Source organism: Methanocorpusculum vombati (genome assembly GCF_026891935.1).
In the GTDB taxonomy this organism is placed as follows: Archaea; Halobacteriota; Methanomicrobia; order Methanomicrobiales; family Methanocorpusculaceae; genus Methanocorpusculum; species Methanocorpusculum vombati.
On the sequence record NZ_JAPTGC010000008.1, the window covers coordinates 14,157 to 35,817 of the forward strand.

A 21,661-nucleotide genomic window follows, 5' to 3' on the forward strand; every position below is an offset into this window, starting at 1 on the left:
AGAGAATATAAACCCCGGACCGCGCGTACTGAAAGTGCCCCGGGCCCCCGGGGAAACTGTATCAAACACGTATCTTTACAACCCTCCGCAACAAATTAGATAGCAGATTTTCCATGCTTGAGATCAGCAATCTTCATGTGGAAGTTGGCGGACGTGAGGTGCTTCACGGCGTTAATCTGAAAATTAACGACGGTGAGACCCATGTACTTCTCGGACCGAACGGCTCGGGAAAAACCACCCTTCTGCGTACCATTATGGGATTTGGCAGCTCCCGGGTTACCAGCGGCAAAATACTTTTTAACGGCGTTGATGTCACCGAAAAACCGGTGCACGAACGGGCACAGCTGGGTATGGGCATCATGTTCCAGCGCCCGCCCACCATCTCCGGTCTGAAGCTCGGCAAGTTCCTTACCGCGACCACGAAAATCGACGGGGAACAGATTCCGGCCCTTGCAGAACGCATGCATATGACAAAATTCCTTGACCGCGATGTCAATGCCGGATTCTCCGGCGGTGAGATCAAACGCAGCGAAATTCTCCAGCTCATGGTGCAGGACCCCTCCTTCGTCATGCTGGACGAGCCGGAAAGCGGTGTCGATGTCGAAAACATGGCACTGCTCGGCACTGCTGCGGCAAGCCTTCTGGAAAAGGATCAGCACATGATTAACCGTACCAAGTCCGGTCTCATCATTACCCATACCGGCTACATCCTCGACTATATCGAAGCTGATGTCGGTCATGTGTTAATCGACGGTATGATGCGGTGCAGTGGCAACCCGCGTGAAATTCTCCGGAGTGTGAAAACATCCGGCTATAAGGAGTGTATTGCATGTCAGAAATGAACGGATTCGATTCCATCAGTACCGAGGACAAAGAACGACTGACCCTGACGGGAATCCAGACCGATTCCCTTGAAGGCCGTGCAGGGAGTTTCCTCCTTGTCAATGACCATGTTCTGCACGCAGGCTCCAACGCCGAAGGCGTTGAGGTCATGATGATCGATAAGGCCCTGGAGACGTATGCATGGCTTTCCGAGTACTTCTGGAACGTTGTCCCCAAAGACAAAGACCAGTACACGCAGTACGTTGCCGATCATCCCCAGCGGGGGTATGTCATCATCGCCCGCAAAGGTGCAAAGACCACCTTCCCCTTACAGAGCTGCATGTTCCTGCAGGGCGATACCATCCAGACCGTCCACAATATTGTGATCGCCGAGGAAGGGGCCGAGGTTCATCTGATTGCCGGATGCGCCAGTTCCCTGAAGACAAAAGAGGGAGCACACTACGGTATCAATGAGATTTACGTCGGCAAGGATGCGAAAGTGACCTCAACCATGATTCACACGTGGGGCGAGGAGATCGAGGTGTTCCCGCGGACTGCCTCTGTTGTTGCAGAAGGGGGAACGTTCATCTCGAACTATGTCTGTATGAAACCGACAAAGATGGTGCAGATGTATCCTACCGCCCATCTCCGCGGGAAGGGAGCGGTCGCCCGTTTCTCCAGTGTGATTGTGGCAGGGCCGGGTTCGCACATTGATGCAGGCTCGCGTGCGATTCTGGAGGCACCGGAGACGAGCGCCGAGTTAATCACCCGTGCAATTACGAACGGTGGTACGATCATCTCCCGCGGTGCAATCATCGGCGAGGCGCCGCAGACGAAGGGACACATTGAGTGCCGCGGTCTTATTCTCAAGGACGGCATCATGCATGCGATTCCGGAGATTGACGGACGTGTGGTGGATGTGGAGCTTTCCCACGAAGCGGCGGTCGGCAAGATTGCGCGCGATGAGATCGAGTATCTGATGGCGCGCGGTCTTTCTGAGGAGGAGGCAACCGCGACGATCATTCGCGGGTTCCTTGATGTGCGCATTGAAGGTCTGCCGGATGCGCTGCAGAAGCAGATCGATGATGCGATCGATTCTGCGGATCACGGATTCTGAGTATGAAAATATACGATGTGACCCGGACGCTTGCGTCCGGGATGTATGTGTATCCGGGCGATCCAGAGTTTGTACGAACTCCCCTGCGTTCAGGGGAGTCGTATATTTCCGCGCTGGCACTCGGGACCCATACGGGAACGCACATCGATGCCCCTGCCCACTATTTTTCCGGGGCGGCAGGAGTGGATGAACTGCTGCCCGAAAAGCTGTTCACCACCGCCGAACTGCTTTCCTTCGGCGGGCTGGTTTCCGAGACAACGTCTGCGGTTTTGTTCCGGTCGGGATATCGCGAGGGGGATGCCACGTATCCGCAGCTTTCTGAGGAGGAGGCATCCGCGCTTGTAGCGGCCGGAGTGACGGTTGTCGGGTGTGATACGCCGTCGATCGGAAACGATGCGGTTCACCGCATTCTGCTTGCGGCGGGGGTAATCGTGATTGAGATGCTGGATTTTGCGAATGTGGCTGATGGTGTGTACCGGATGATTGCCCTGCCGCTGAAGATTGCCGGGGCTGATGCGGCCCCTGCACGGGTTGTTTTGATCGAGGAGGAAGAATGATTTTGCATGATGCAGTTGTGCGCCTGCGTGAAGTTTCTGCGGGCGCGGGATGTGAGGACGGGGATCTGCGATACGCGCCCCTCCCGTCGCATCATATCTGCCGCTACTGCCGCGGCAGGTGCATGGGTGTTGAGTACGGGGGACGGGTTGCGGAGATCAGTTCAAGTGAGCCGTTTTCGGCCCGGATGCTGCTGGAGCATCTGTTTGATGCGCCGCTAAAGTCGGAGAAGACGCGTGCCGCCGCAGCAGGTGCGCTGACTGTTGCCAGTGGTTTTCTGATGCTGACGCGCAAGCTTGCGCCCTGTCCTACGGTGAACTTTGATGACTGTCTGGAGGAGCTTGTTTCCCGCTGCGCCGGACGGCTTGTCTATGTGATCGGGGATGATATTCCCGGACTTCGTCAGGCACTGTTTGTGGAGGAGGCTGAGCTGGTGGTTGTAACCGGGGATGCGTTTCTGACGGAGGATGGTCTTGCGGAGATTGAGGAGGCACGGACTTTGGGAAAGGAGATGCTGTTTCTCGGGCCGGAGTGGGCGGGGACAGCGGCGCTGCTGGGATTGGAACACTGGTGCCCGTACGGGACGTAAATCATTTTTCAACCCTGTCCCACATCTGAATATTTTTCCGTTTTGCCAGACCGATTACCAGATATATCTGGTTCAGAATGAAACTGCTCAGAAGATTGTCCGGTTTTATGAGAGAAAACAGCAAAATGACAACTCCGATCAGAAGAAGCGTTGTCCCGTACCAAAGTGACCAGAGGAAAAACCCGGTCAGAAGCAGAACTGCGGAAACCGCAAACAGGACCGGAGAGTACAGCAGCATCCACCGACGCCGCGGAAATACCTGTTTCCAGAAGACTGCACGCTTTTCATGGTATGCAGAGCCAAACAGGCGGGTACTGTTCACCAGCCCGTCTGCACGGCGGACCTTCTGGCGGTACTGGGCACGGAACGATACGGGCTGCAGTTCGTATGCGACCGCATCCGCCGCATATACGGCACGATACCCGTTGGCAATGCATGTCAGCGCAAGGTTTGCGTCATCAGCACCGATCGTTTCCTCGATATGCGGTACTGCTGATTTTTTGAAAGCGATCAGCGGGCCGTTAAAGTTGTAGGTGGAGTCAAGCTGACTGTCGTACTCACACATTTTCCCATATACAGACCGGTACGCACCCTCGGAACCGGTTACATTCTGTGACGAACCAACCGGAATCAGATCTGCACACACTGCCCCGATCTCCGGATCCTGCAGGCGGGCAATTAGTTTTGCAAGCGCATCCGGTTTTGTGGTAATATCAGCATCCGTGAAGATTACGAACTCGTCTGTGATTTGGGAAAGAACCAGATTTTGGCATTTGATTTTCCCCAGTCTTTCCTTTGGTTCAAGCACTGCTGCCTTTATTGGGCTGTCTTTGAGAGCTTTTTTTGCGGCATCACCGGTTGCCTTATCCGCGCCGTCATTTACCACGTATAGTGTAATCCTGTCTAAAGGATACGCGGCATGAAAAATATCCTCAATACGTGTTCTGACGAGATCTCCTTCATGATATGCATTCACCACAATACTGACTGCTGGGTATTCCAGGAGTTGGGGGGAGGGAGTAAAAGAAACTCCGTGGAGTTTTCGCAAATAGGAAAAATACGGATACGCGGCAGCACATCCGGCTCCGACTCCACATAGTATCAGAAGGACTGCTGCGGCAGATATCATGCTAATAATATTGTTATTGCCGGTTAAATGATTGTTCCGCTTTCCCCAATTACTTTATCTGATAAAGAACCCAGATTATAGATAGATAATTTCCTCTGTGATAACTTATGGATCTGAGTTTCTGGAACGATCGTCGATATCGTTATGGAATCCTTGGAGGGCTTGTACTCATCTTCACCGTACTTGCCTTCTGGATACGCATACTGCCGTTTCCGGACCTTGCCGGGACCGGCGATATGATCGCAGGACCTGATGCCTGGTACAACCTGCGGCTGATTGAAGTAGCGCTTGCAAACAACTTCGGATTTATCCATTTTGAACCGATGACCCTGTATCCTACCGGACAGGATATCGTCTGGGGTCCATTGTTCACCTGGATTGCAGCAGCGATTGCGGCACTTGCCGGAGCTGCAACCCGGCCTGAGGTCATTGATGCGGCCGGATGGGTGCCTGCCCTGATGGGTGCCGCAATGGTTCCGGTTATGTACTGGCTTGGTGCCAGAATCGGCAACTGGAAGACAGGACTTGTCTCCGCTCTGTTCATTGCCGTAATCGGCGGTCAGTATCTGTCAAGATCCCTGTACGGGCACCTGGATCACCACATCGCAGAAACACTGTTCTCCACACTGTTCTGTCTTCTCTATGTAGTGGCTCTGTATGCGCTCAAGGATCACAAAATCGATTTCAAAGAGTACGCAACCCTGAAGATTCCTGTATTATACGGAGTAATCTGTGGTATTGCCTACCTGCTCGGCCTTTTGACCATGTCAACCATGGTTGTGTTCGGGCTGTTTGCTGCGATCTTCACGCTGCTTCAGTTCATTATCAACCACCACTCTGGAAAACCAACCGAATATCTGCTTGTTCTGAACGTGATTACGTTTGCGGTCGTTGCTATCGGCATGCTGATCTACGGCATTCAGAGTGTCGACTTCAATTTCTACACTTACTCCCTGGGAGTACTTTGTGCTCATCTTGGCCTGATATTTGGAACGATCGTTCTCTATGCCATATCAATGATACTCACAAAGAAACAGTTCCAGTGGTATTATTATCCTGTCTCCCTTGCTCTGCTGGTTGTCATTGGCATGGGTATTACTGCAGGTGCGGCACCCTTGCTTTTCAACTCAGCGATAGGCAGTCTCAGCGGATTCTTCGCCACAAGTGCAGCTGGATCCACCATCGCCGAAATGGCATCCTGGTCCATACAGGGAGCGTTCAACTCCTTCGGCTGGGGCATCCTCTTGGCCGCAGGCGGATTCATTTACCTCCTCTACCGTGTATGGAAACATGAGGAACCCGGAGCACTCTTCGTTCTCATCTGGTCGGCGCTGATGATCTTTGCCACTATGCAGCACGTCCGCTGGGAGTACTATGTTGCAGCAAACATCGCGCTTCTTGCCGCAGTGTTTGTCGGATGGGCGATCACGTTTGCCGAAAAGGATCTTCTGCAGATTGCCGGAAGCAAAAAACAGGAAGAATCTGAAGACAAACCGGCAAAGAAAGGTAAAAAAGCTACTGCAAAGGCAGCAGCAGGCCCTGACTGGATTAAGGTAGGAACCTGCGCCATCGTTGCAGTTATCGCAATCGCATTTGTTGCAACCTCTGCAGTAACCGCAGTCCAGACCGGTGAGAGCTACGGCAAGTACGGTGGAACCGAGAAGGACTGGATCTCCGAATGTACCTGGATGCTTACCGGAACTCCGGAGACCGGCGTTGACTACCTCACCATCTACAACGGCGAAGGATTCGAGTACCCGTCAGAGTCCTACGGTGTCATGTCCTGGTGGGACTACGGCCATTATATCACCACCATTGCAGAACGCATCCCGAACAGCAATCCGTTCCAGTCAGGAGTGGCGGGCCCGTACGGTGCTGCTGCAGTACTGACCAGTACGAATGAATCTGCCGTAATGGAAAAACTGGATCACCTTGGCACCCGCTATGTGATGACCGACTATCAGATGGCAGGCGGCAAATTTGGGGCAATGGCAATCTGGAACGACTCAGTTGCCCAGCTCACCCCGTACTACTACACCTTCCTGCAGCCGAATAACAGCGGTCAGCTCTCCGGGGTACAGGCGCAGACACCCGAATATTACAACACCCTTACCGTCCGGCTTCAGTACTATGACGGTTCCATGACCAGCCCCGGAGACATCGCAGTTGTGGAAACCGACTCCTCGGCCAACTACAGCTACCCGGTCATCACCGCAGTCAAAGCCTACGCAACCGAGGCGGAAGCCCAGGCAGCCGCCGACCTGATCAATGCGGCGGGACCTGCAACGAAGCATGCATATGTGATTGCAAACCCGTCAAGCACAGCTACTGCCTATCTGCCGAGCACAACCGTTCCGGCACTGCAGCACTTCCGCTTGGTACATGAGTCCCCGAACTATGTCATGGCCAACGGTCAGTACACGACCCAGCCGATTGCAGGCGGCACCGCCTGGGTCAAGAGCTTTGAGTACGTGCCGGGAGCCGTGATCAAAGGAGACGGCATCATCGAAGTGAACGTTGTCACCAACAACGGCAGAACCTTCACCTACCGTCAGGCAAGCGTCGACGGACAGTTCGTTGTCCCGTACTCCACCTCCGGCAGCTCATATGATGTGAAGACCACAGGACCCTATACCATCGCCGGTACCGGTGAGACCTTCGAAGTCTCCGAAGAGGCCGTGATGCGGGGTCTTACCATAAACTGAACCGTATTCTGGAACATACCAGACCCCTTTTTTTAAATCCTGACGGACCGCAATCCACATCTTTATACCCCGGCATCATCCAACATAGTAGCATGAGCACTCCTGCAATCGGGCAGACGGTGCGGTACGGCAGAACGGGAACCGTCGGGAAGATCGTGGCATTCGTCGAGGAAAACGGATTCACCTTTGCAGAGCTTGACAGTACCGGTCTGTACTATCGTATTGACCAGCTCACTGCCATCAGTGAGGTTGCCCACAAAGAAACCAGGCATAGTGACTTCAGAAAAGATCTTGAGGAGGAACAGAAAAGATTCCGCGAGATGAACGAATCTGCCTGGCAGAATACCGATCAGAGTTGTGAAGGCGGAGGGTAATTTCCCTCCTCTCTTTTGAAAAATCAGTTTACCGGAATAGTCGTCAGTTTGACCGACTCAACACCCTTGAGTGCCATCAGCTTTTCTGCAACTTCCTTCAGCTTTGCCCCGTCGCCGCGGACCAGGATCACCTCAAGGCACCGCTCGTCATTCACGTGTGCATGCAGGGTGGACTGGATGGTTTCACGGTTCTCATGCTGAATCTCGGTGATCGTCTGCATCAGTCCGCGGTGATCATGATCATAGACCATGGTAATCACTCCCTGCCGTTCGCCTTTGACATCAGACATCCATTCATAGTAGGTAATGTAGCTGCGGATCGCATCACGGATACCTTCCGAGCGGGAAGAGTAACCGCGAAGTCCGATGATGCCGTCAAATTTGTCCAGAAGGTTCTGCGGAAGGGATATCCCTATACGCGATAAATCCGAGTCTCCTACCATAATATAGTATTATATCGGACTGTTCCTATTTTATTCTTCTTACGTTATCTTATGCAGAATGAGAATTCGTCATACGAAGTCTGTCCGATACCGGAAAACAAATCCGGCATGTTTTATCACACAAATATATCTGTTCGGAGGTAGATTATATAAGGTTGAGGAGGTTTTGGTTTCTTTGCATGATCCTACAATACCAAACGTAAATATCGGCGTGGTAGGCCACGTTGACCACGGGAAGACCACCCTGGTCAGCCAGCTTACCGGCTCATGGACCGACCGCCACAGTGAAGAACTGAAGCGCGGCATCTCCATCCGCCTCGGCTATGCCGACGCGACATTTTACAAGTGCCCCAAATGTGAGGGCGCAGATTCCTGGTCGAATACTGATACATGCCCGATCTGCGGCGAAAAACTCGAACCGGTACGGTCTGTCTCCTTTGTGGACGCCCCCGGTCACGAGACTCTGATGGCTACCATGCTCTCGGGTTCTGCAATCATGGACGGTGCGATGCTGGTCATTGCCGCAAACGAACCGTGCCCGCAGCCCCAGACCAAAGAGCACTTAATGGCTCTTGAGCTGACCGGCATCACAAACATCGTCATCGTACAGAATAAGATTGACGTGGTGCCCCAGAAACAGGCAATTGAAAACTATAAACAGATCAAAGCGTTCGTGAAAGGAACGGTTGCAGAAAATGCACCGATTATTCCGGTTTCTGCGCAGAAGAAGATCAACTTCGGTGTTTTGATCGATGCGCTGAACACCACAATCCCTGACAGGGAACGCGATGCTGATGTTCCGCCGATTATGCTGATTGCCCGATCCTTTGATGTCAACCGGCCGGGAAGTTCCTGGCGTGACATCAAAGGCGGAGTTATCGGCGGATCTCTGATCCGCGGCGTGTTCCATGAAGGCGACGACATTGAGATCCGGCCCGGCCGGCAGTACATGTCCGAGAACAAGGCAAAATGGGAGCCGATTACAACCAAAATTACCTCCATGAACAAGGCGTCCCACAAGGTTCCGGTCGCAACTCCGGGCGGTCTGTCTGCTATTGGTACGAAACTTGACCCGGCGATTACGAAAAGTGATACGCTTGTCGGTCAGGTTGCCGGTGCGGCAGGATCTCTTCCTCCGGTATGGGACAAACTGAAGTTTGACATGACCTTAATGGATCGTGTGGTAGGGTCTGCATCCGAACAGAACATCGACCCGCTGCGGCTGAAAGAGCCGCTGATGCTGTCCGTCGGCACGGCTGTCACGGTCGGTATTGTCATGGCGGCGAAGAAAAATCAGGCAGAGGTTATTCTCAAGCGTCCGGTCTGTGCGGAACTTGGGTCCCGTATTGCAATCAGCCGGCAGGTCGGTGGCAGATGGCGTCTGATCGGCATGGGTGTCCTGACCGAGTAACGGTTGTTCTGGACACAAACGCTCTGATGATGCCCGCGCAGTTCGGCGTGGACCTGTTTGAGGGTCTGCGCGAACTGCTCGGGGGATATGATGTACTCGTACCTGCCGAGGTGGTGTACGAGCTGCGCGGTCTTGCACAGGGACGTGGGAACAATGCGGCAGCGGCACGGTTTGGTCTGACGGTTGCGGCACATTGCACGGTTCTTCCTCCCTATGAGGATGATGTCCCGGTGGATGACAAGGTTATCCGATCCGCAGAGATGTTTAATGCTGTTGTAGTGACCAATGATAAAAAGCTGAAAGACCGCCTGCTCAGCCTGCGCATTCCGGTTGTTGTACTCCGGTCACGGTCCAGACTCGAGCTGATTGGAAAATAATTCGACGAGGAGCAAGGATATGTATTATAAACTGAAATTAAACGATAAGGTCAGAGTCCCGCCGGAACGTATGGGCGAGGATCTGAACACCGTCATTCTGGATGTGCTGCAGGAGCAGTTCGAGGGAAGCGTTGACAAGGAGATGGGTATCTTCATTGCCGTAACGGGTGTTGACCGTGTCGGCGACGGTGAGATCATCTACAGCGACGGCGGTGTGTATTATGACGTGGACTTTGAAGCGGTAACACTCCGCCTGTCCCTTCAGGAGATCATCGAAGGTATTGTGGTGGAGACGACAAGCTTCGGCGCGTTCATCTCGCTCGGGCCCATTGATGCAATGCTGCACATGAGTCAGATCACCGATGAGTACATCGATTATGATGAGAAGAACTCCCGTCTTGTCTGCAAAGACACCGGCAGAACGATTGCGGTCGGCGATACGGTGCGCGCCCGTGTGGTAGCCCTGTCACTGAACGAACGTGAACCGCGCGAGTCGAAGATCGGTCTGACCATGCGCCAGCCGGGCCTTGGTACGCTTGCCTGGCTTGAAGATGAGTGCAACCGTGAGAAGGCGGAGAAGGAGCGGAAGTAATGGCGCCGAAGCGGACACCAAAGAAACTACTGCAGGCATGCCGTACCTGCCACAAGGTGCTGGAAGCCGACAAGACGGTCTGCCCGGAGTGTCAGGGCAATGCCCTGACAACGGAGTGGTTCGGGTATCTGGTCATCATTGACTCCCGCCACTCGGATGTTGCAAAGAAGATGAACATCGAATACAACGGCCGTTACGCTCTTAAGGTTCGATAATGCTTGTTCTCCCGTCGGAACACCGGGGACTGTTCAAACAGCCCTTCGGCACCCTTTTTCCCGAATTTTCCGATGTTGTCCCGCAGCTCTCCGGCAGGATTGTCTGTACGGTGGGGGATGTTGTTACACACTCGGCGCTTGCCCGCGGTATTATTCCTGCAGTGGGTGTCATCGACGGGTTTACCATGCGCTCCCCGTATCTTGCGATGCCGGATGTCCCGCATCGCATTCTGCGTGTCAAAAACCCGGCTGGTGCGATCACGGATGAGCTGACGGCAGTGCTTGCCGAAGCCGTCAAAGCCGCCCCCTGTATGATTCTGGTGGATGGTGAAGAGGATCTGGCAGTTCTTCCGCTGATCGGACTTCTGCCCGACGGTGCTCTGGTTCTTTACGGTCAGCCGAACGAGGGTGTCGTGGTCTGTGAAGTGACGTCCGCGCTGCGGCAGCGCGCCGCTGATCTGCTGTCCTGTTTTGTATCTGTCTGACCGGCCTTTCTGTTTGGGATACCGGGGAAAAGAAAATGACGGAAGACACCAGTATTAAATATACTGCATTCCAATATTTGTGGGATATCGATGGAGATTAAGATCACCTCTAATACCAGAAACGAGCTTTTAAGCCGTAACGAGGTTGCATTCACCGCCATGTATGACGGCGCAACCCCTGCCCGTGCAGATATCGGAGCAAAAATCGCAGCTATGCAGAATACCCCGGTCGAAAACCTCATCCTCTCTCCGCTGAAGGGACGGTTCGGAGCAAGAGCAGTTATCGGTGTTGCACGCATTTACGACTCTCCGGAAGCACTGAAAGCAACCGAACGCGAATACCTGATTGCCCGCGGCCAGCCGAAAGCAGCTGAGGAGGAGTAAAACCATGGCAGCAAAGAAGGTAGTAAAGCAAACCCAGAAACGCAGTGAGCTCTACTCCGTTGACGGACAGGGAAAGGCAACCACCACGCACCGCCACTGCCCCCGCTGCGGCCCGGGTGTATTCATGGGCGAGCACAAGGACCGCTTTGCCTGCGGAAAGTGCGGATATACTGAGTTTAAGCAATAAAATACATTATTATGCCCGAAACAAGGGTTCTTGGCATTGAAGGGACAGCATGGAACTTCAGTGCCGCTGTTTTTGATGAGGATCTGGTTTGTCTTCACTCCTCACCATATGTGCCTCCGCACGGAGGCATTCATCCGCGCGAGGCAGCCCAGCACCATGCAGCGGTTGCTGCAGAGGTGATTGGAAAGGTTCTTGCCGAAGCCGGCGATGACATTGACGGTGTAGCGTTTTCAATAGGCCCCGGCCTTGGCCCTTCGCTCCGGACGGTTGCGACCGCAGCGCGGTCACTTGCCCTGAAGTACGGTGTGCCGTTAATCGGGGTGAATCACTGTGTGGCCCATGTGGAGATCGGCCGCTGGTACACGAAGTTTGCCGACCCGATCGTACTGTATGCGTCGGGCGCAAACACGCAGGTGCTCGGTTTCCTGAACGGCAGGTACCGCATCTTCGGTGAGACACTGGATATTGGTCTTGGCAATGCGCTGGACAAGTTCGCCCGCAGTCATGATCTCCCGCATCCGGGAGGGCCGATCATCGAGGAGATGGCAAAGAAAGGATCCTACATTCCTCTTCCCTACACGGTGAAGGGAATGGACCTTGCCTTCTCCGGTCTGATGAGTGCGGCAAAGGATGCAACCGCGCGCGGGGAGTCGATGGAGGATGTCTGCTGCAGCTTTCAGGAAACGGCGTTTGCGATGTGTGTCGAGGTGACGGAACGTGCACTTGCCCACACCGGTAAGGATGAGGTGATTCTGGTCGGCGGTGTTGGTGCAAACAGCCGCTTACAGGAGATGCTGCGGATCATGTGCGAGGAGCGCGGCGCGAAGTTCATGGCACCGCCCCGTGTGTACATGGGAGACAATGGTGCGATGATCGCCTACACCGGCAAAGTGATGCTGGAAGCGGGGTCAACGATTCCAATCGAGGAGTCGTTTGTAAATCCGGGTTACCGGTCCGATCAGGTGGAGGTGACCTGGCGGAGCGATGCCGGGAAACTGTTTGCACCCGGTCAGTCGGAGATTACGGAACGCGGCGCGGAGGCTGCGGTGGATCTTACCGGCGCGGACGCGGTGAAAACACGGCTGTCAAAAGGATACCGAGTACCCGCGCTGGATACGCATCTCATTACGGAGCGCACGCGCGCAGAGGCGCGGTGCATTGCAGCCGCGCGGCGCGGCGGTGTGCCGGTACCGGTGATCCGCGATGTTACCGGAAACGCGATTGTGATGGAGAAGCTGGACGGTGATGTGCTGAAATACATCATCAGTGACGAATACGCATATGCAGCAGGCGTGTCCGTTGGAAAACTGCACGGGGCAGGCATTGTGCACGGCGATCTGACCACTTCAAACATGATCTGGAAGGGCGGGCGCGTGTATCTGCTGGACTTTGGTCTTGCGCAGATGTCGGATGAGATCGAGCCGCGCGGTGTGGATCTGCATGTCCTGTTCCAGACGCTGGAAAGTACGACCTCAGCACCTGTGGAATTGAAACAGGCGTTCTGTGACGGATACCGGTCGGTATTCTCCGGCGCGGACGCGGTGATCGAACGTGAACAGGAGATCGAACTGCGGGGGAGATATCTGTGATCACGGTTGTTACCGGCAACAAAAACAAGGCCGCGGAAGTTGCTGCGTTCTTCTCCGGCATTACCGAAGTGACGCATGTTGCTTTCGACTGTATTGAACCGCAGGCAGACTCTGTGGAAGAGATTGCCCGCGCCAAGGCTGAACAGGCATATGCGGCGCTTGGTGTCCCGTTAATCGTGGATGATACCGGACTGTTCATCGATGCACTGTCCGGGTTTCCCGGACCGTTTGCCGCATACGTGCAGGACACCATCGGCAACGCTGGTGTGCTCCGGCTCATGGACGGCAGAGAGATGCGAAGCGCACACTTTGCAACCGCGGTCGCCTATGCGGATGCAAACGGCATCCGGGTATTTTCCGGCCGGGTTGATGGGATGATTACAACCGCAGAACGCGGAACGGAAGGCTTCGGCTACGATCCTATCTTTGCCGTAGGCGCAAAGACACTTGCCGAGATGTCGATGACGGAGAAGAACAATCTTTCACACCGGGCGCGTGCACTTGCAGCGTTCCGGGACTGGTATGTTGTGTCCGTGTGAGCGTAATTGTTAATATCATTCAGCACCCACACTATAGAACTCAATATAGGGGTTATTCATACATGAGATTCCCAGAAGCAGAGGCAAGACTTCTTAATGTGAAAGTTTGCATGAAATGCAACGCACGTAACGCTATCCGCGCAACCACCTGCCGCAAGTGCGGCTCCACTTCGCTCCGCCCGAAGAACAAGGAACGGAAAGCATAAGCGATTCAGTGTGTCCGTGCGGCCTCGTGTAGAACGAGGCGCAGCATACTCGCACCGATTATTTTTTTCTTTTTCAAAAAAGTTAGACTGAGTAGTACGTCACACGTTTTCCCTTTTCGCGGTACTCGCCCGCATAGGTGTCAAGGTTGCGTTTGTAGCCGATCCGATCCACAAATCCGAGATTTTTCAGCTCTTCACGCACGCGCATGACGTCTTCTTCATTTGCCCAGTCGGCGGTAAATACATAAATGACTTTGCGGTCGTCGCGCGAGTCCTCATTTTCCTTTGCGGTGCTCACCTTCGCACCGATGCCAAGCGTGCCGGCAACGGTGGCGTTGCGCACCTTCTGCCACGCGGCGTCCACATCCTCCGGCGCAAGAAAGATCAGCCACTTTCCCGCTTCTTCCGCCCCTGTTGCCCCTGTTTCCGCACCGGGACGACCCTGCTGAATCCAGTAGGACTTTGTGGTTTTCGTCGGAACAATTCCCTCACCTGCCGCATACAGTCCGGCAATGTCCGCAGCGGTTCCAAGCATCGCAAGAGCGGGAGCAAGCGGCGGATACTCCTCGGTGAATGCAGCGAGAAGTGTCTCGCAGCGTGCGGTCAGATCGGTGCCTGCCTCAACTTCGCGGTACAGGCAGGTCTCCTCCTTTTCCAGCTGCTGTTCCATGAAAATGGTGAACATCCCAAACGCCAGATCGGTCAGCTCCTCTGTCATGATCTCTTCCCCGGACTCGGTGATGCAGTCGTCAGACATATGTACCAAGAATATTGTCTGAGAAAGATGTTTAGGTTTCTTGTTGCGGCGGGGGGTGAACCTCTTACGCTTCAATCACCCCGTTTGCGTCAATTCGTGCGGCTGTACGTTCCAGGCGCAAAATAATGCTGCTCAGGATGCTGGAACAGACCTGCGTATCAGAAATTTCCACTTCCGCATCCGGAAAAATTACTCCGTGACTGCGGCAGTGATCCGTCCTCATCACGTATTGTGAATGCGGAGGAGATACGAAAACTTGTCCGGGAGATCCTCAGAGAGGAGATCGATAAAATCCGCTAGCTCCGGGTAATGCAGTCCCGATACACCTAAGAATATCCACCTCCGGGACACGAAACATATTATCTCGCGCGTATACATTAATATCTACAATGATATGGAAGCGTGACTTTGGCCTTCTCGCCCGCCAGATGGTGGCGTGGCTGATTATGGGTCTCATCTACGTCGTACTCTTCTCGGTGATCGCATGGTGGCTGGCAGGCACCGGTATGTTTGGTTCCTCTTACCTCTACCTGATCATCGGAATGGCAGCGGTAATGGCGCTGATCCAGTACTTCCTTTCGGACAAACTGGTGCTGATGTCAACCAGGGCAAAGGTTGTATCGGAAGACGAAGAGCCGAAGCTGTATGCAATGGTGAAAAAACTCGCCGATGAGGCGGATCTGCCGATGCCGCGGGTGGCAATCATGCCGTCTGCGGTACCGAACGCATTTGCGACCGGCAGAAGCCCGAAACATGCGGTTGTGGCAGTGACTCAGGCAATCCGGGGCATCCTCACCGATGAGGAACTGGAGGCAGTTCTTGCCCACGAACTCGCGCATGTCAAGAACCGGGATATGCTGACGATGACCATCGGCAGTTTCCTGGTTTCGATTGCGGCGATGATCATCAACAACGCCTTCATCATGGCGCTCCTCAGCAGCAACCGTGACAGCGAGAACGGCGGAGGAATTATTGTCTTCATCGTTGCCATGGTCGTGGTCGTCATCGTGTATATCGTGGGAACGCTTGTCACAATGGCAATCTCCCGGTACCGGGAGTTTGCGGCAGACCGCGGCAGTGCCTACATCACCCGCGACCCGGATGCACTGATCCGTGCGCTGAAGAAGATCTCCGGCAGAATGGATACGGTACCTCCGGATAAGAAACGTGAGGTCTCCGCCAACAATGCATTCTTCATCATCCCCGCAATATCCGGTGAGTCGGTGATGGAGCTGATCTCCACGCACCCGACCCTTGAGAAGCGTATCGCAAACCTGGAGAAGGTCAAGCAGGAGATGCAGGGATACTAATCCCTCCTTCTCTTGTTCTGAGAAATCCGGCAGATTTAATTACTTCAAAACGAAACATATGTGACGCAAAAGCACTGATGGTCTAGAGGTATGACTTTGGCCTTCCAAGCCAATAGCCCGGGTTCGAATCCCGGTCGGTGCACTCCCTTTTTGTGGGTATTTTCTTGGATTCGTGGTCTAGTGGTATGACGTCGCCTTCACACGGCGAAGGTCAGGAGTTCGAATCTCCTCGGATCCATTCGTTTTTCTGTCGGATTCAAAATTCGAAGAGACATTTCTGTATGTGAGGTACTCTAGGAATCGTTTGACCGCAAGGGATGCCGTTTTGGTGTCCCGCAGAGCAATGCCGATGTCGCGGTATGCAGGGACGTCCAACTCTTTTACCACAATGGTGTAGGGAATGCGTTTGAGGATCAACTCTGGCAGGATGCTGATGCCAAGCCCGCTTTCAACCATCGACATGATCGCGTAGTCATCCCAGGTGGTGAAATGTACTTTTGGCGTCAGATGATTTCTTTCAAAAATTTCTGATACTTCCGCCTTTGCTCCTTTTTCCAGAAGCATAAACGGATCGTCACAGAGTGCCTGAACCGGAAACCGGTCACAATCGGCAAACCGGTGATCTTTTGGCAGAATCACCCGCAGCTGATCCCGTTCGAGAAAGATCGTCTCCAGTTCTGGATGGGTGGGGAGACGAAGGAAACCACAGTCCACGCGTCCTTCCAAAATCCACCGCTCAATTTCCGTGTAGTCACCAAGCAGCAGTTCATAGTCGATGTTTGGATAATCTTTCTGGAACTCTTTGATGATGTTCGGCAGCCAGTGGGTTGCAACACTGGAAAAAGTTCCGATTCGGATGAGTCCGGTTTCCAACCCGTTCAGTTCGTCCACCTGCATCTGAAGTTTCTGATACTCTTCGCAGACCCGTTTTGCATGCGGCAGAAGTCTGAGTCCCTCAGAGGTGAGCCGTATTCCCGCACGGCTTCGTTCTAGAAGGGATACTTTCCATTCGGTTTCAAGGTCATGGATCATTCTGCTGATTCCTGACTGGGAACAGCCGAGTGTTTCGGCAGCTTTCGTGAAACTGCCCTGCTCAACTGTTTTGATGAATGCCTTATATTTTTGAATGTTCGTATCCATGCGGTTTTCGCCACCGATACATCCGTATTTGTAATCAAAAAGTAATAAAACATTTGATTTTGTAATTATTAAATAGCCAGAAAGAAATATGAGTAAGGGATGAAGAGAGCTTACGCGGCATATGTCGTTTCCCTGATCCTGTTCGGCTTAAACGGAGTTGTAGCGAGTTACATCTCTCTTCCAAGCGATGAGATTGTATTCCTGCGAACGTGCATAGGCAGTGTTGTACTGCTTGCGGTGTTTCTTCTTCTGCGGGAAAAATTTACGTTTCTTCAGTATCAGCGGGATTTTATCTATGTTGCCGTGTCCGGTATTGCGATGGGGGCAAGCTGGATATTTTTGTATGAAGCGTATCAGCTGATCGGGGTGAGTCTCTCTTCACTTGCGTACTATTGCGGTCCGGTAATTGTCATGCTGTTTGCGCCGGTATTGTTCCGCGAAAAACTGACTTGGGCAGGTATTGGAAGTTTTACGATTGTGCTGTTTGGAACATTCTTTGTGAACGGAGATATTCTTCTGACGGGAGATAACGGATGGGGACTATTCTGCGGGGGAATGTCGGCGGTGATGCATGCAGCGATGGTTATCTGTACGAAGAAAGTCAAACAGATCGGCGGGCTGGAAAATTCCGTCTGGCAGTTGATCTTTAGTTTTCTCTCAGTGGTGGTGTTTATGGGGTGTATGGGCTCCGGTTTTTCGTTTGAGATCGCAGCGGAGGACTGGGTGCCGATTCTGATCCTTGGTGTGTTCAATACCGGCATCTGCTGTTATCTGTATTTTTCTTCGCTTGGGCATCTGCCGATTCAGACCGTTTCCATTTGCGGGTATCTTGAACCATTGTCAGCGGTGGTATTCTCGGTTCTGTTGCTTGGAGAGGTACTGCTGCCTATCCAGCTGTTAGGCGCGGCATTGATACTTGGGGGCGCTCTCGCAGGAGAGATGTATGCATACAAAAAAGAGATCCGGTCTGAATTGGCAAATACAAAAAAGAAGAATGTCGGATGATCCTTCACTGATAATATCTGACCAGCGACTCAAAGAGCTGCATCATGAACCGGTCGGGCACGTTTTTGTACAGCCCCTCTCCCACCCGTTCGGTGTGTCCCATCTTGCCGAGCACTCTGCCGTCCGGTGAGGTGATTGCCTCAACTGCCATCACCGAGTTGTTCGGGTTGAAGTGAATGTCGGATGTGGGATTGTCCGCGAGATCGACATACTGGGTTGCCACCTGACCGTTCGCGATCAGACTCCGGAGCGTTTCTTCATCGGCAAGGAACCTGCCTTCACCGTGGGAGATCGGAACGGCGAACACATCATCCACATCCACGCAGGCAAACCACGGTGACTTCACCGACGCAACACGCGTGCGCACAATCCGCGACTGGTGGCGGCCGATGGTGTTGAAGGTAAGCGTCGGGGAGTGTTCATCCACATCCACTATCTCGCCGTACGGCACCAGACCCAGCTTAATCAGAGCCTGGAACCCGTTGCAGATACCGCACATCAGACCGTCGCGGTTCTTCAGAAGATCATGCACCGCGTCTTTGATCTTCGCGTTGCGGAAGAACGCGGTGATGAACTTGCCCGACCCGTCCGGCTCATCGCCTCCGGAGAATCCGCCGGGAATGAAGATGGCATGGGACCGGCGGATGGCTTCTGCCACGCGGTTCACGGACTCTGCGGTGTCGGCTGCGGTCATGTTGTTGATGATAATGATCTCAGGAACCGCACCGGCGCGGGCAACCGCTTTGGCACTGTCGTACTCGCAGTTTGTTCCGGGGAATACCGGAATGAGAACACGGGGATGAGCAGCCCGGACACGGGGCCTTGCCGTGTTCCGCGCGGTATATGAGATCTTCTCAATCGCTCCTTCACCTTGGGAAATGTTGCAGGCAAACACCGGCTCAAGTTTTGCTTCATAGATCCTTTGCAGTTCGTCAAGCGAAACGGACACGGCGCCGGAGCGGAGCTCCGGCACCGCAGTTGTTCTGCCGAGCAGAACCCCGGCGTCCGTCTCATCGGCAAGTTCGAGGATGAACGATCCGTACCGGTAACCGAAGAGATCGTTCATCGAAACACCCGCATCATAGGTAAAGCCGATTCCGTTGCCGAGCGCCATCTTCAGAATGCCTTCCGCAACACCTCCATAGGCAGGTGTCCAGCAGGAGAGCACCCGTCCCTCCCGCATCAGGTTCGTCACCTGCGCAAAAACCGCAAGCAGGGAATCGGTCGTCGGCAGCTCTCCCTCATACACGGGAGAGAGGAGAACCACACGGTGGTCTGGACCTTTGAACTCGTTTGAGATGATGTGGCGGATCTTCTCGGTGGTCACCGCAAACGAGATCAGCGTCGGCGGCACGTTGAGCTGTTCAAACGATCCGCTCATCGAATCCTTTCCGCCGATAGCACCGATACCCAGCCCCATCTGGGCTTTGAGTGCACCCAGGAGTGCTGCTGCGGGTTTTCCCCAGCGCTTTTGGTCGCTGCCGAGTTTTTCAAAGTACTCCTGGAAGGAGAGATACACATCCGCAAACGCCGCACCGGTTGCAACAAGTTTAGCAACACTCTCAACCACCGCAAGATACGCCCCGTGATAGGGACTTTTCTCCAGAATCTGCGGGTTGCATCCCCATGTCATCAGGGAACAGTCATCGGTATCTCCCTTCTCCACCGAAATTTTGGTGACCATTGCCTGTACCGGCGTCTGCTGGTATTTTCCGCCGAACGGCATCAGCACCGCGCCCGCACCAATCGTTGAATCAAATCGTTCGGAAAGTCCGCGTTTGGAACAGACATTCAGATCGTCTGCAAGGTGCCGGTAGTTCTCCGCGAAGTCGCCGGCGACGTCGCGGGCGAACGGCTGCGGCACTGCCATCTCCACGTCGGTGTGTTTCTCCACTCCGTTGGATGCGAGGAACTCACGAGAGATGTCAACAATTCTGTCGCCGTTCCAGGTCATTACCAGACGCGGCTCGGCGGTCACCTCGGCAACGATGGTCGCCTCAAGATTCTCCGCACGGGCAAGTGCGATGAACCGCTCCGCATCGGCGGAAGCGACCACAACCGCCATACGTTCCTGTGACTCGCTGATCGCAAGCTCGGTGCCGTCCAATCCGTCGTATTTTTTGGGCACAGCGTTGAGATTGATGAAAACCCCGTCGGCAAGTTCTCCAATCGCAACCGAAACACCGCCCGCACCAAAATCATTGCAGCGCTTGATCAGAACCGCAGCGTCGTGGCTGCGGAACAGCCGCTGGATTTTTCGCTCCTCAGGAGCATTTCCTTTCTGCACCTCGGCACCGCAGGACTCAAGGGACGCGGCAGTGTGGGACTTGGAAGAACCCGTCGCCCCGCCGCAGCCGTCACGGCCGGTTCTGCCGCCAAGAAGAATCACGACATCTCCTGCGGCAGGAACTTCGCGGCGCACATTCTTCGCGGGTGCCGCACCGATGACAGCCCCGACCTCCATCCGTTTTGCGACGTAACCGGGATGATAGAGTTCATCCACCATACCGGTTGCAAGCCCTATCTGATTGCCGTAGGAACTGTACCCTGCGGCGGCGGTCGTGACAATCTTTTTCTGCGGAAGTTTGCCGGGCAGTGTTTCACTGACCGGCGCAAGCGGGTTTCCGGCACCGGTCAGCCGCATTGCGGCATACACATACGCCCTGCCGGAAAGCGGATCACGGATTGCCCCGCCGATACAGGTTGCCGCGCCGCCGAACGGCTCAATCTCGGTCGGGTGATTGTGTGTTTCATTCTTGAACAGCAGCAGCCAGTCCTCATCCGTTCCGTTCACGCAGACCGATATCTTTACCGTACAGGCGTTGACCTCCTCGGACTCGTCGAGCTTGTCAAGTTTTCCCTGACTCCGCAAATATCTGACGGCAATCGTTCCGATGTCCATCAGGTTGACGGGTTTGGTTCTGCCGACTGCTTTTCGGATCTCCAGGTACTCGTCGAAGGCTTTCTGCAGCAGGGGACTATCGGTCTTCACGCTGTCGATGGTGGTAAGGAACGTCGTGTGGCGGCAGTGATCCGACCAGTAGGTATCGATCATCCGGATCTCCGTGATGGTCGGGTCGCGGTTTTCACTCGCGAAGTATTTCTGGCAGAAGGCAAGGTCTGCCGCATCCATAGCAAGACCGTATTCGGCGGCAAAGTCTGCAAGACCTGCCGCATCAAGTTCACGGAATCCGTTCAGCACCGCAACTTTTGCCGGAACATCACAGTTCATCACCAGAGTTTTTGGCATTGCAGAGTCGGCCTCGCGGCTCTCGATCGGATTGATGACATATTTTTTGACCGTGTCAAGCACCGCATCGGAGATACTGCCGCCGAGAACATATACGCGGGCAGTACGGACAATCGGGCGCTCTTTTTGTGAGATGAGCTGAATGCACTGGGCTGCACTGTCGGCGCGCTGATCAAACTGGCCCGGCAGATACTCCACGGCAAACATCCGTTCGTCTTCGGCAAGGGTTAGCGTGTCCGCAACGATATCAAGCTGCGGCTCGGAGAAGACGGCGCGCTTTGCGTACGCAAAGAGTGCTGCGTCGATATTGTCCACATCGTAGCGGTTGATGATTCGGAGTGACGTAAGCCCCTGCACTCCCGGCAGAGTGGAAAGCTCACGGAGGAGCGCGTGTGATTCATTTGCAAGAGCGGGTTTCTTCTCAACAAATACTCTGAAAACCATTGTAAAATCCTTACCTGTCAGCCCGGTTAGCTGTAT

Annotated in this window: 22 protein-coding genes, 2 tRNA genes and 1 pseudogene; 20 read left to right on the forward strand and 5 right to left on the reverse strand. The window is 54.0% G+C overall.

What is annotated here, in order from left to right; all coding sequences use genetic code 11:
- The first annotated feature begins 113 nt into the window (after nt 1-113).
- From O0S09_RS06840 to O0S09_RS06855, 4 genes are read left to right on the forward strand one after another with little or no spacing between them, the layout of a single operon-like run.
- On the forward strand, nt 114-842 hold the full coding sequence (locus tag O0S09_RS06840) for an ABC transporter ATP-binding protein (protein WP_268923223.1): 729 nt from the start codon (nt 114-116) through the stop codon (nt 840-842).
- Nucleotides 830-1,939, forward strand: coding sequence for a SufB/SufD family protein (locus O0S09_RS06845; RefSeq protein ID WP_268923224.1), 1,110 nt, complete (start codon nt 830-832; stop codon nt 1,937-1,939). Before O0S09_RS06840 ends, O0S09_RS06845 begins: the two co-directional genes overlap by 13 nt.
- Before the next feature lie 2 nt (nt 1,940-1,941).
- The gene (locus O0S09_RS06850) at nt 1,942-2,496 is read left to right on the forward strand and encodes a cyclase family protein (RefSeq protein ID WP_268923225.1); all 555 of its coding nucleotides are present in this window, start codon (nt 1,942-1,944) and stop codon (nt 2,494-2,496) included.
- Nucleotides 2,493-3,083: a hypothetical protein gene (locus tag O0S09_RS06855; protein ID WP_268923226.1), complete on the forward strand. Its 591-nt coding sequence runs from the start codon at nt 2,493-2,495 to the stop codon at nt 3,081-3,083. The genes O0S09_RS06850 and O0S09_RS06855 overlap by 4 nt, the downstream gene beginning before the upstream one ends.
- Nucleotide 3,084: 1 nt before the next feature.
- Here O0S09_RS06855 and O0S09_RS06860 read toward each other — a convergent pair whose 3' ends face one another.
- Complete coding sequence (locus O0S09_RS06860; protein WP_268923227.1) at nt 3,085-4,212, reverse strand: glycosyltransferase; 1,128 nt, start codon at nt 4,210-4,212, stop codon at nt 3,085-3,087.
- Between the two features lie 107 nt (nt 4,213-4,319).
- On the opposite strand from O0S09_RS06860, the gene O0S09_RS06865 reads away from it, so the two are divergent.
- Together O0S09_RS06865 and O0S09_RS06870 are read left to right on the forward strand one after the other, a co-directional pair.
- On the forward strand, nt 4,320-6,917 hold the full coding sequence (locus O0S09_RS06865) for an oligosaccharyl transferase, archaeosortase A system-associated (protein ID WP_268923228.1): 2,598 nt from the start codon (nt 4,320-4,322) through the stop codon (nt 6,915-6,917).
- Nucleotides 6,918-7,009: 92 nt separating this feature from the next.
- Nucleotides 7,010-7,291, forward strand: a complete 282-nt coding sequence (locus O0S09_RS06870; protein WP_268923229.1) for a DUF2098 domain-containing protein — start codon at nt 7,010-7,012, stop codon at nt 7,289-7,291.
- Between the two features lie 23 nt (nt 7,292-7,314).
- Here O0S09_RS06870 and nikR read toward each other — a convergent pair whose 3' ends face one another.
- Nucleotides 7,315-7,734, reverse strand: a complete 420-nt coding sequence (nikR, locus tag O0S09_RS06875; RefSeq protein ID WP_268923230.1) for a nickel-responsive transcriptional regulator NikR — start codon at nt 7,732-7,734, stop codon at nt 7,315-7,317.
- A 175-nt stretch (nt 7,735-7,909) separates the two neighbouring features.
- On the opposite strand from nikR, the gene O0S09_RS06880 reads away from it, so the two are divergent.
- From O0S09_RS06880 to O0S09_RS06925, 10 genes are all read left to right on the forward strand, one after another.
- Nucleotides 7,910-9,145, forward strand: a complete 1,236-nt coding sequence (locus O0S09_RS06880; RefSeq protein WP_268923231.1) for a translation initiation factor IF-2 subunit gamma — start codon at nt 7,910-7,912, stop codon at nt 9,143-9,145.
- Entirely contained in the window at nt 9,109-9,522 is a 414-nt protein-coding gene (locus O0S09_RS06885; RefSeq protein WP_268923232.1) for a type II toxin-antitoxin system VapC family toxin, read from the forward strand. Before O0S09_RS06880 ends, O0S09_RS06885 begins: the two co-directional genes overlap by 37 nt.
- A 19-nt stretch (nt 9,523-9,541) precedes the next feature.
- Complete coding sequence (locus O0S09_RS06890) at nt 9,542-10,114, forward strand: DNA-directed RNA polymerase (RefSeq protein WP_268923233.1); 573 nt, start codon at nt 9,542-9,544, stop codon at nt 10,112-10,114.
- Nucleotides 10,114-10,329, forward strand: coding sequence for a transcription elongation factor subunit Spt4 (gene spt4, locus O0S09_RS06895; protein ID WP_268923234.1), 216 nt, complete (start codon nt 10,114-10,116; stop codon nt 10,327-10,329). Before O0S09_RS06890 ends, spt4 begins: the two co-directional genes overlap by 1 nt.
- Entirely contained in the window at nt 10,329-10,814 is a 486-nt protein-coding gene (locus tag O0S09_RS06900; RefSeq protein ID WP_268923235.1) for a GTP-dependent dephospho-CoA kinase family protein, read from the forward strand. The genes spt4 and O0S09_RS06900 overlap by 1 nt, the downstream gene beginning before the upstream one ends.
- Before the next feature lie 90 nt (nt 10,815-10,904).
- Complete coding sequence (locus O0S09_RS06905; RefSeq protein WP_268923236.1) at nt 10,905-11,198, forward strand: 30S ribosomal protein S24e; 294 nt, start codon at nt 10,905-10,907, stop codon at nt 11,196-11,198.
- 4 nt (nt 11,199-11,202) lie between these two features.
- Nucleotides 11,203-11,385: a 30S ribosomal protein S27ae gene (locus O0S09_RS06910; RefSeq protein ID WP_268923237.1), complete on the forward strand. Its 183-nt coding sequence runs from the start codon at nt 11,203-11,205 to the stop codon at nt 11,383-11,385.
- Nucleotides 11,386-11,396: 11 nt separating this feature from the next.
- Nucleotides 11,397-12,974: a bifunctional N(6)-L-threonylcarbamoyladenine synthase/serine/threonine protein kinase gene (locus tag O0S09_RS06915; protein WP_268923238.1), complete on the forward strand. Its 1,578-nt coding sequence runs from the start codon at nt 11,397-11,399 to the stop codon at nt 12,972-12,974.
- The gene (gene rdgB / locus O0S09_RS06920) at nt 12,971-13,513 is read left to right on the forward strand and encodes an RdgB/HAM1 family non-canonical purine NTP pyrophosphatase (protein ID WP_268923239.1); all 543 of its coding nucleotides are present in this window, start codon (nt 12,971-12,973) and stop codon (nt 13,511-13,513) included. The genes O0S09_RS06915 and rdgB overlap by 4 nt, the downstream gene beginning before the upstream one ends.
- A gap of 62 nt (nt 13,514-13,575) precedes the next feature.
- A complete protein-coding gene (locus O0S09_RS06925; protein WP_095642496.1) occupies nt 13,576-13,719 on the forward strand; it encodes a 50S ribosomal protein L40e in 144 nt (47 codons plus the stop codon).
- An 82-nt stretch (nt 13,720-13,801) separates the two neighbouring features.
- Here the strand turns inward: O0S09_RS06925 and O0S09_RS06930 are convergent, their stop codons facing one another.
- On the reverse strand, nt 13,802-14,476 hold the full coding sequence (locus O0S09_RS06930; RefSeq protein WP_268923240.1) for a putative phosphothreonine lyase domain-containing protein: 675 nt from the start codon (nt 14,474-14,476) through the stop codon (nt 13,802-13,804).
- Nucleotides 14,477-14,865: 389 nt separating this feature from the next.
- On the opposite strand from O0S09_RS06930, the gene htpX reads away from it, so the two are divergent.
- From htpX to O0S09_RS06945, 3 genes are all read left to right on the forward strand, one after another.
- Nucleotides 14,866-15,786, forward strand: a complete 921-nt coding sequence (gene htpX, locus O0S09_RS06935) for a zinc metalloprotease HtpX (RefSeq protein WP_268923241.1) — start codon at nt 14,866-14,868, stop codon at nt 15,784-15,786.
- Nucleotides 15,787-15,857: 71 nt separating this feature from the next.
- A tRNA-Gly gene (locus O0S09_RS06940) sits at nt 15,858-15,928 on the forward strand.
- Nucleotides 15,929-15,952: 24 nt separating this feature from the next.
- A tRNA-Val gene (locus O0S09_RS06945) sits at nt 15,953-16,024 on the forward strand.
- Nucleotides 16,025-16,080: 56 nt separating this feature from the next.
- Here the strand turns inward: O0S09_RS06945 and O0S09_RS10045 are convergent.
- Nucleotides 16,081-16,926 (reverse strand): annotated as a pseudogene (locus O0S09_RS10045) (LysR family transcriptional regulator); the annotation flags it as partial.
- 99 nt (nt 16,927-17,025) lie between these two features.
- Between O0S09_RS10045 and O0S09_RS06950 the strand changes: the two are divergent.
- Nucleotides 17,026-17,931, forward strand: a complete 906-nt coding sequence (locus tag O0S09_RS06950; RefSeq protein ID WP_268923242.1) for a DMT family transporter — start codon at nt 17,026-17,028, stop codon at nt 17,929-17,931.
- Nucleotides 17,932-17,935: 4 nt separating this feature from the next.
- On the opposite strand, the gene O0S09_RS06955 is transcribed toward O0S09_RS06950, so the two are convergent.
- Nucleotides 17,936-21,625: a phosphoribosylformylglycinamidine synthase gene (locus O0S09_RS06955; protein ID WP_268923243.1), complete on the reverse strand. Its 3,690-nt coding sequence runs from the start codon at nt 21,623-21,625 to the stop codon at nt 17,936-17,938.
- Between the last annotated feature and the right edge of the window lie 36 nt (nt 21,626-21,661).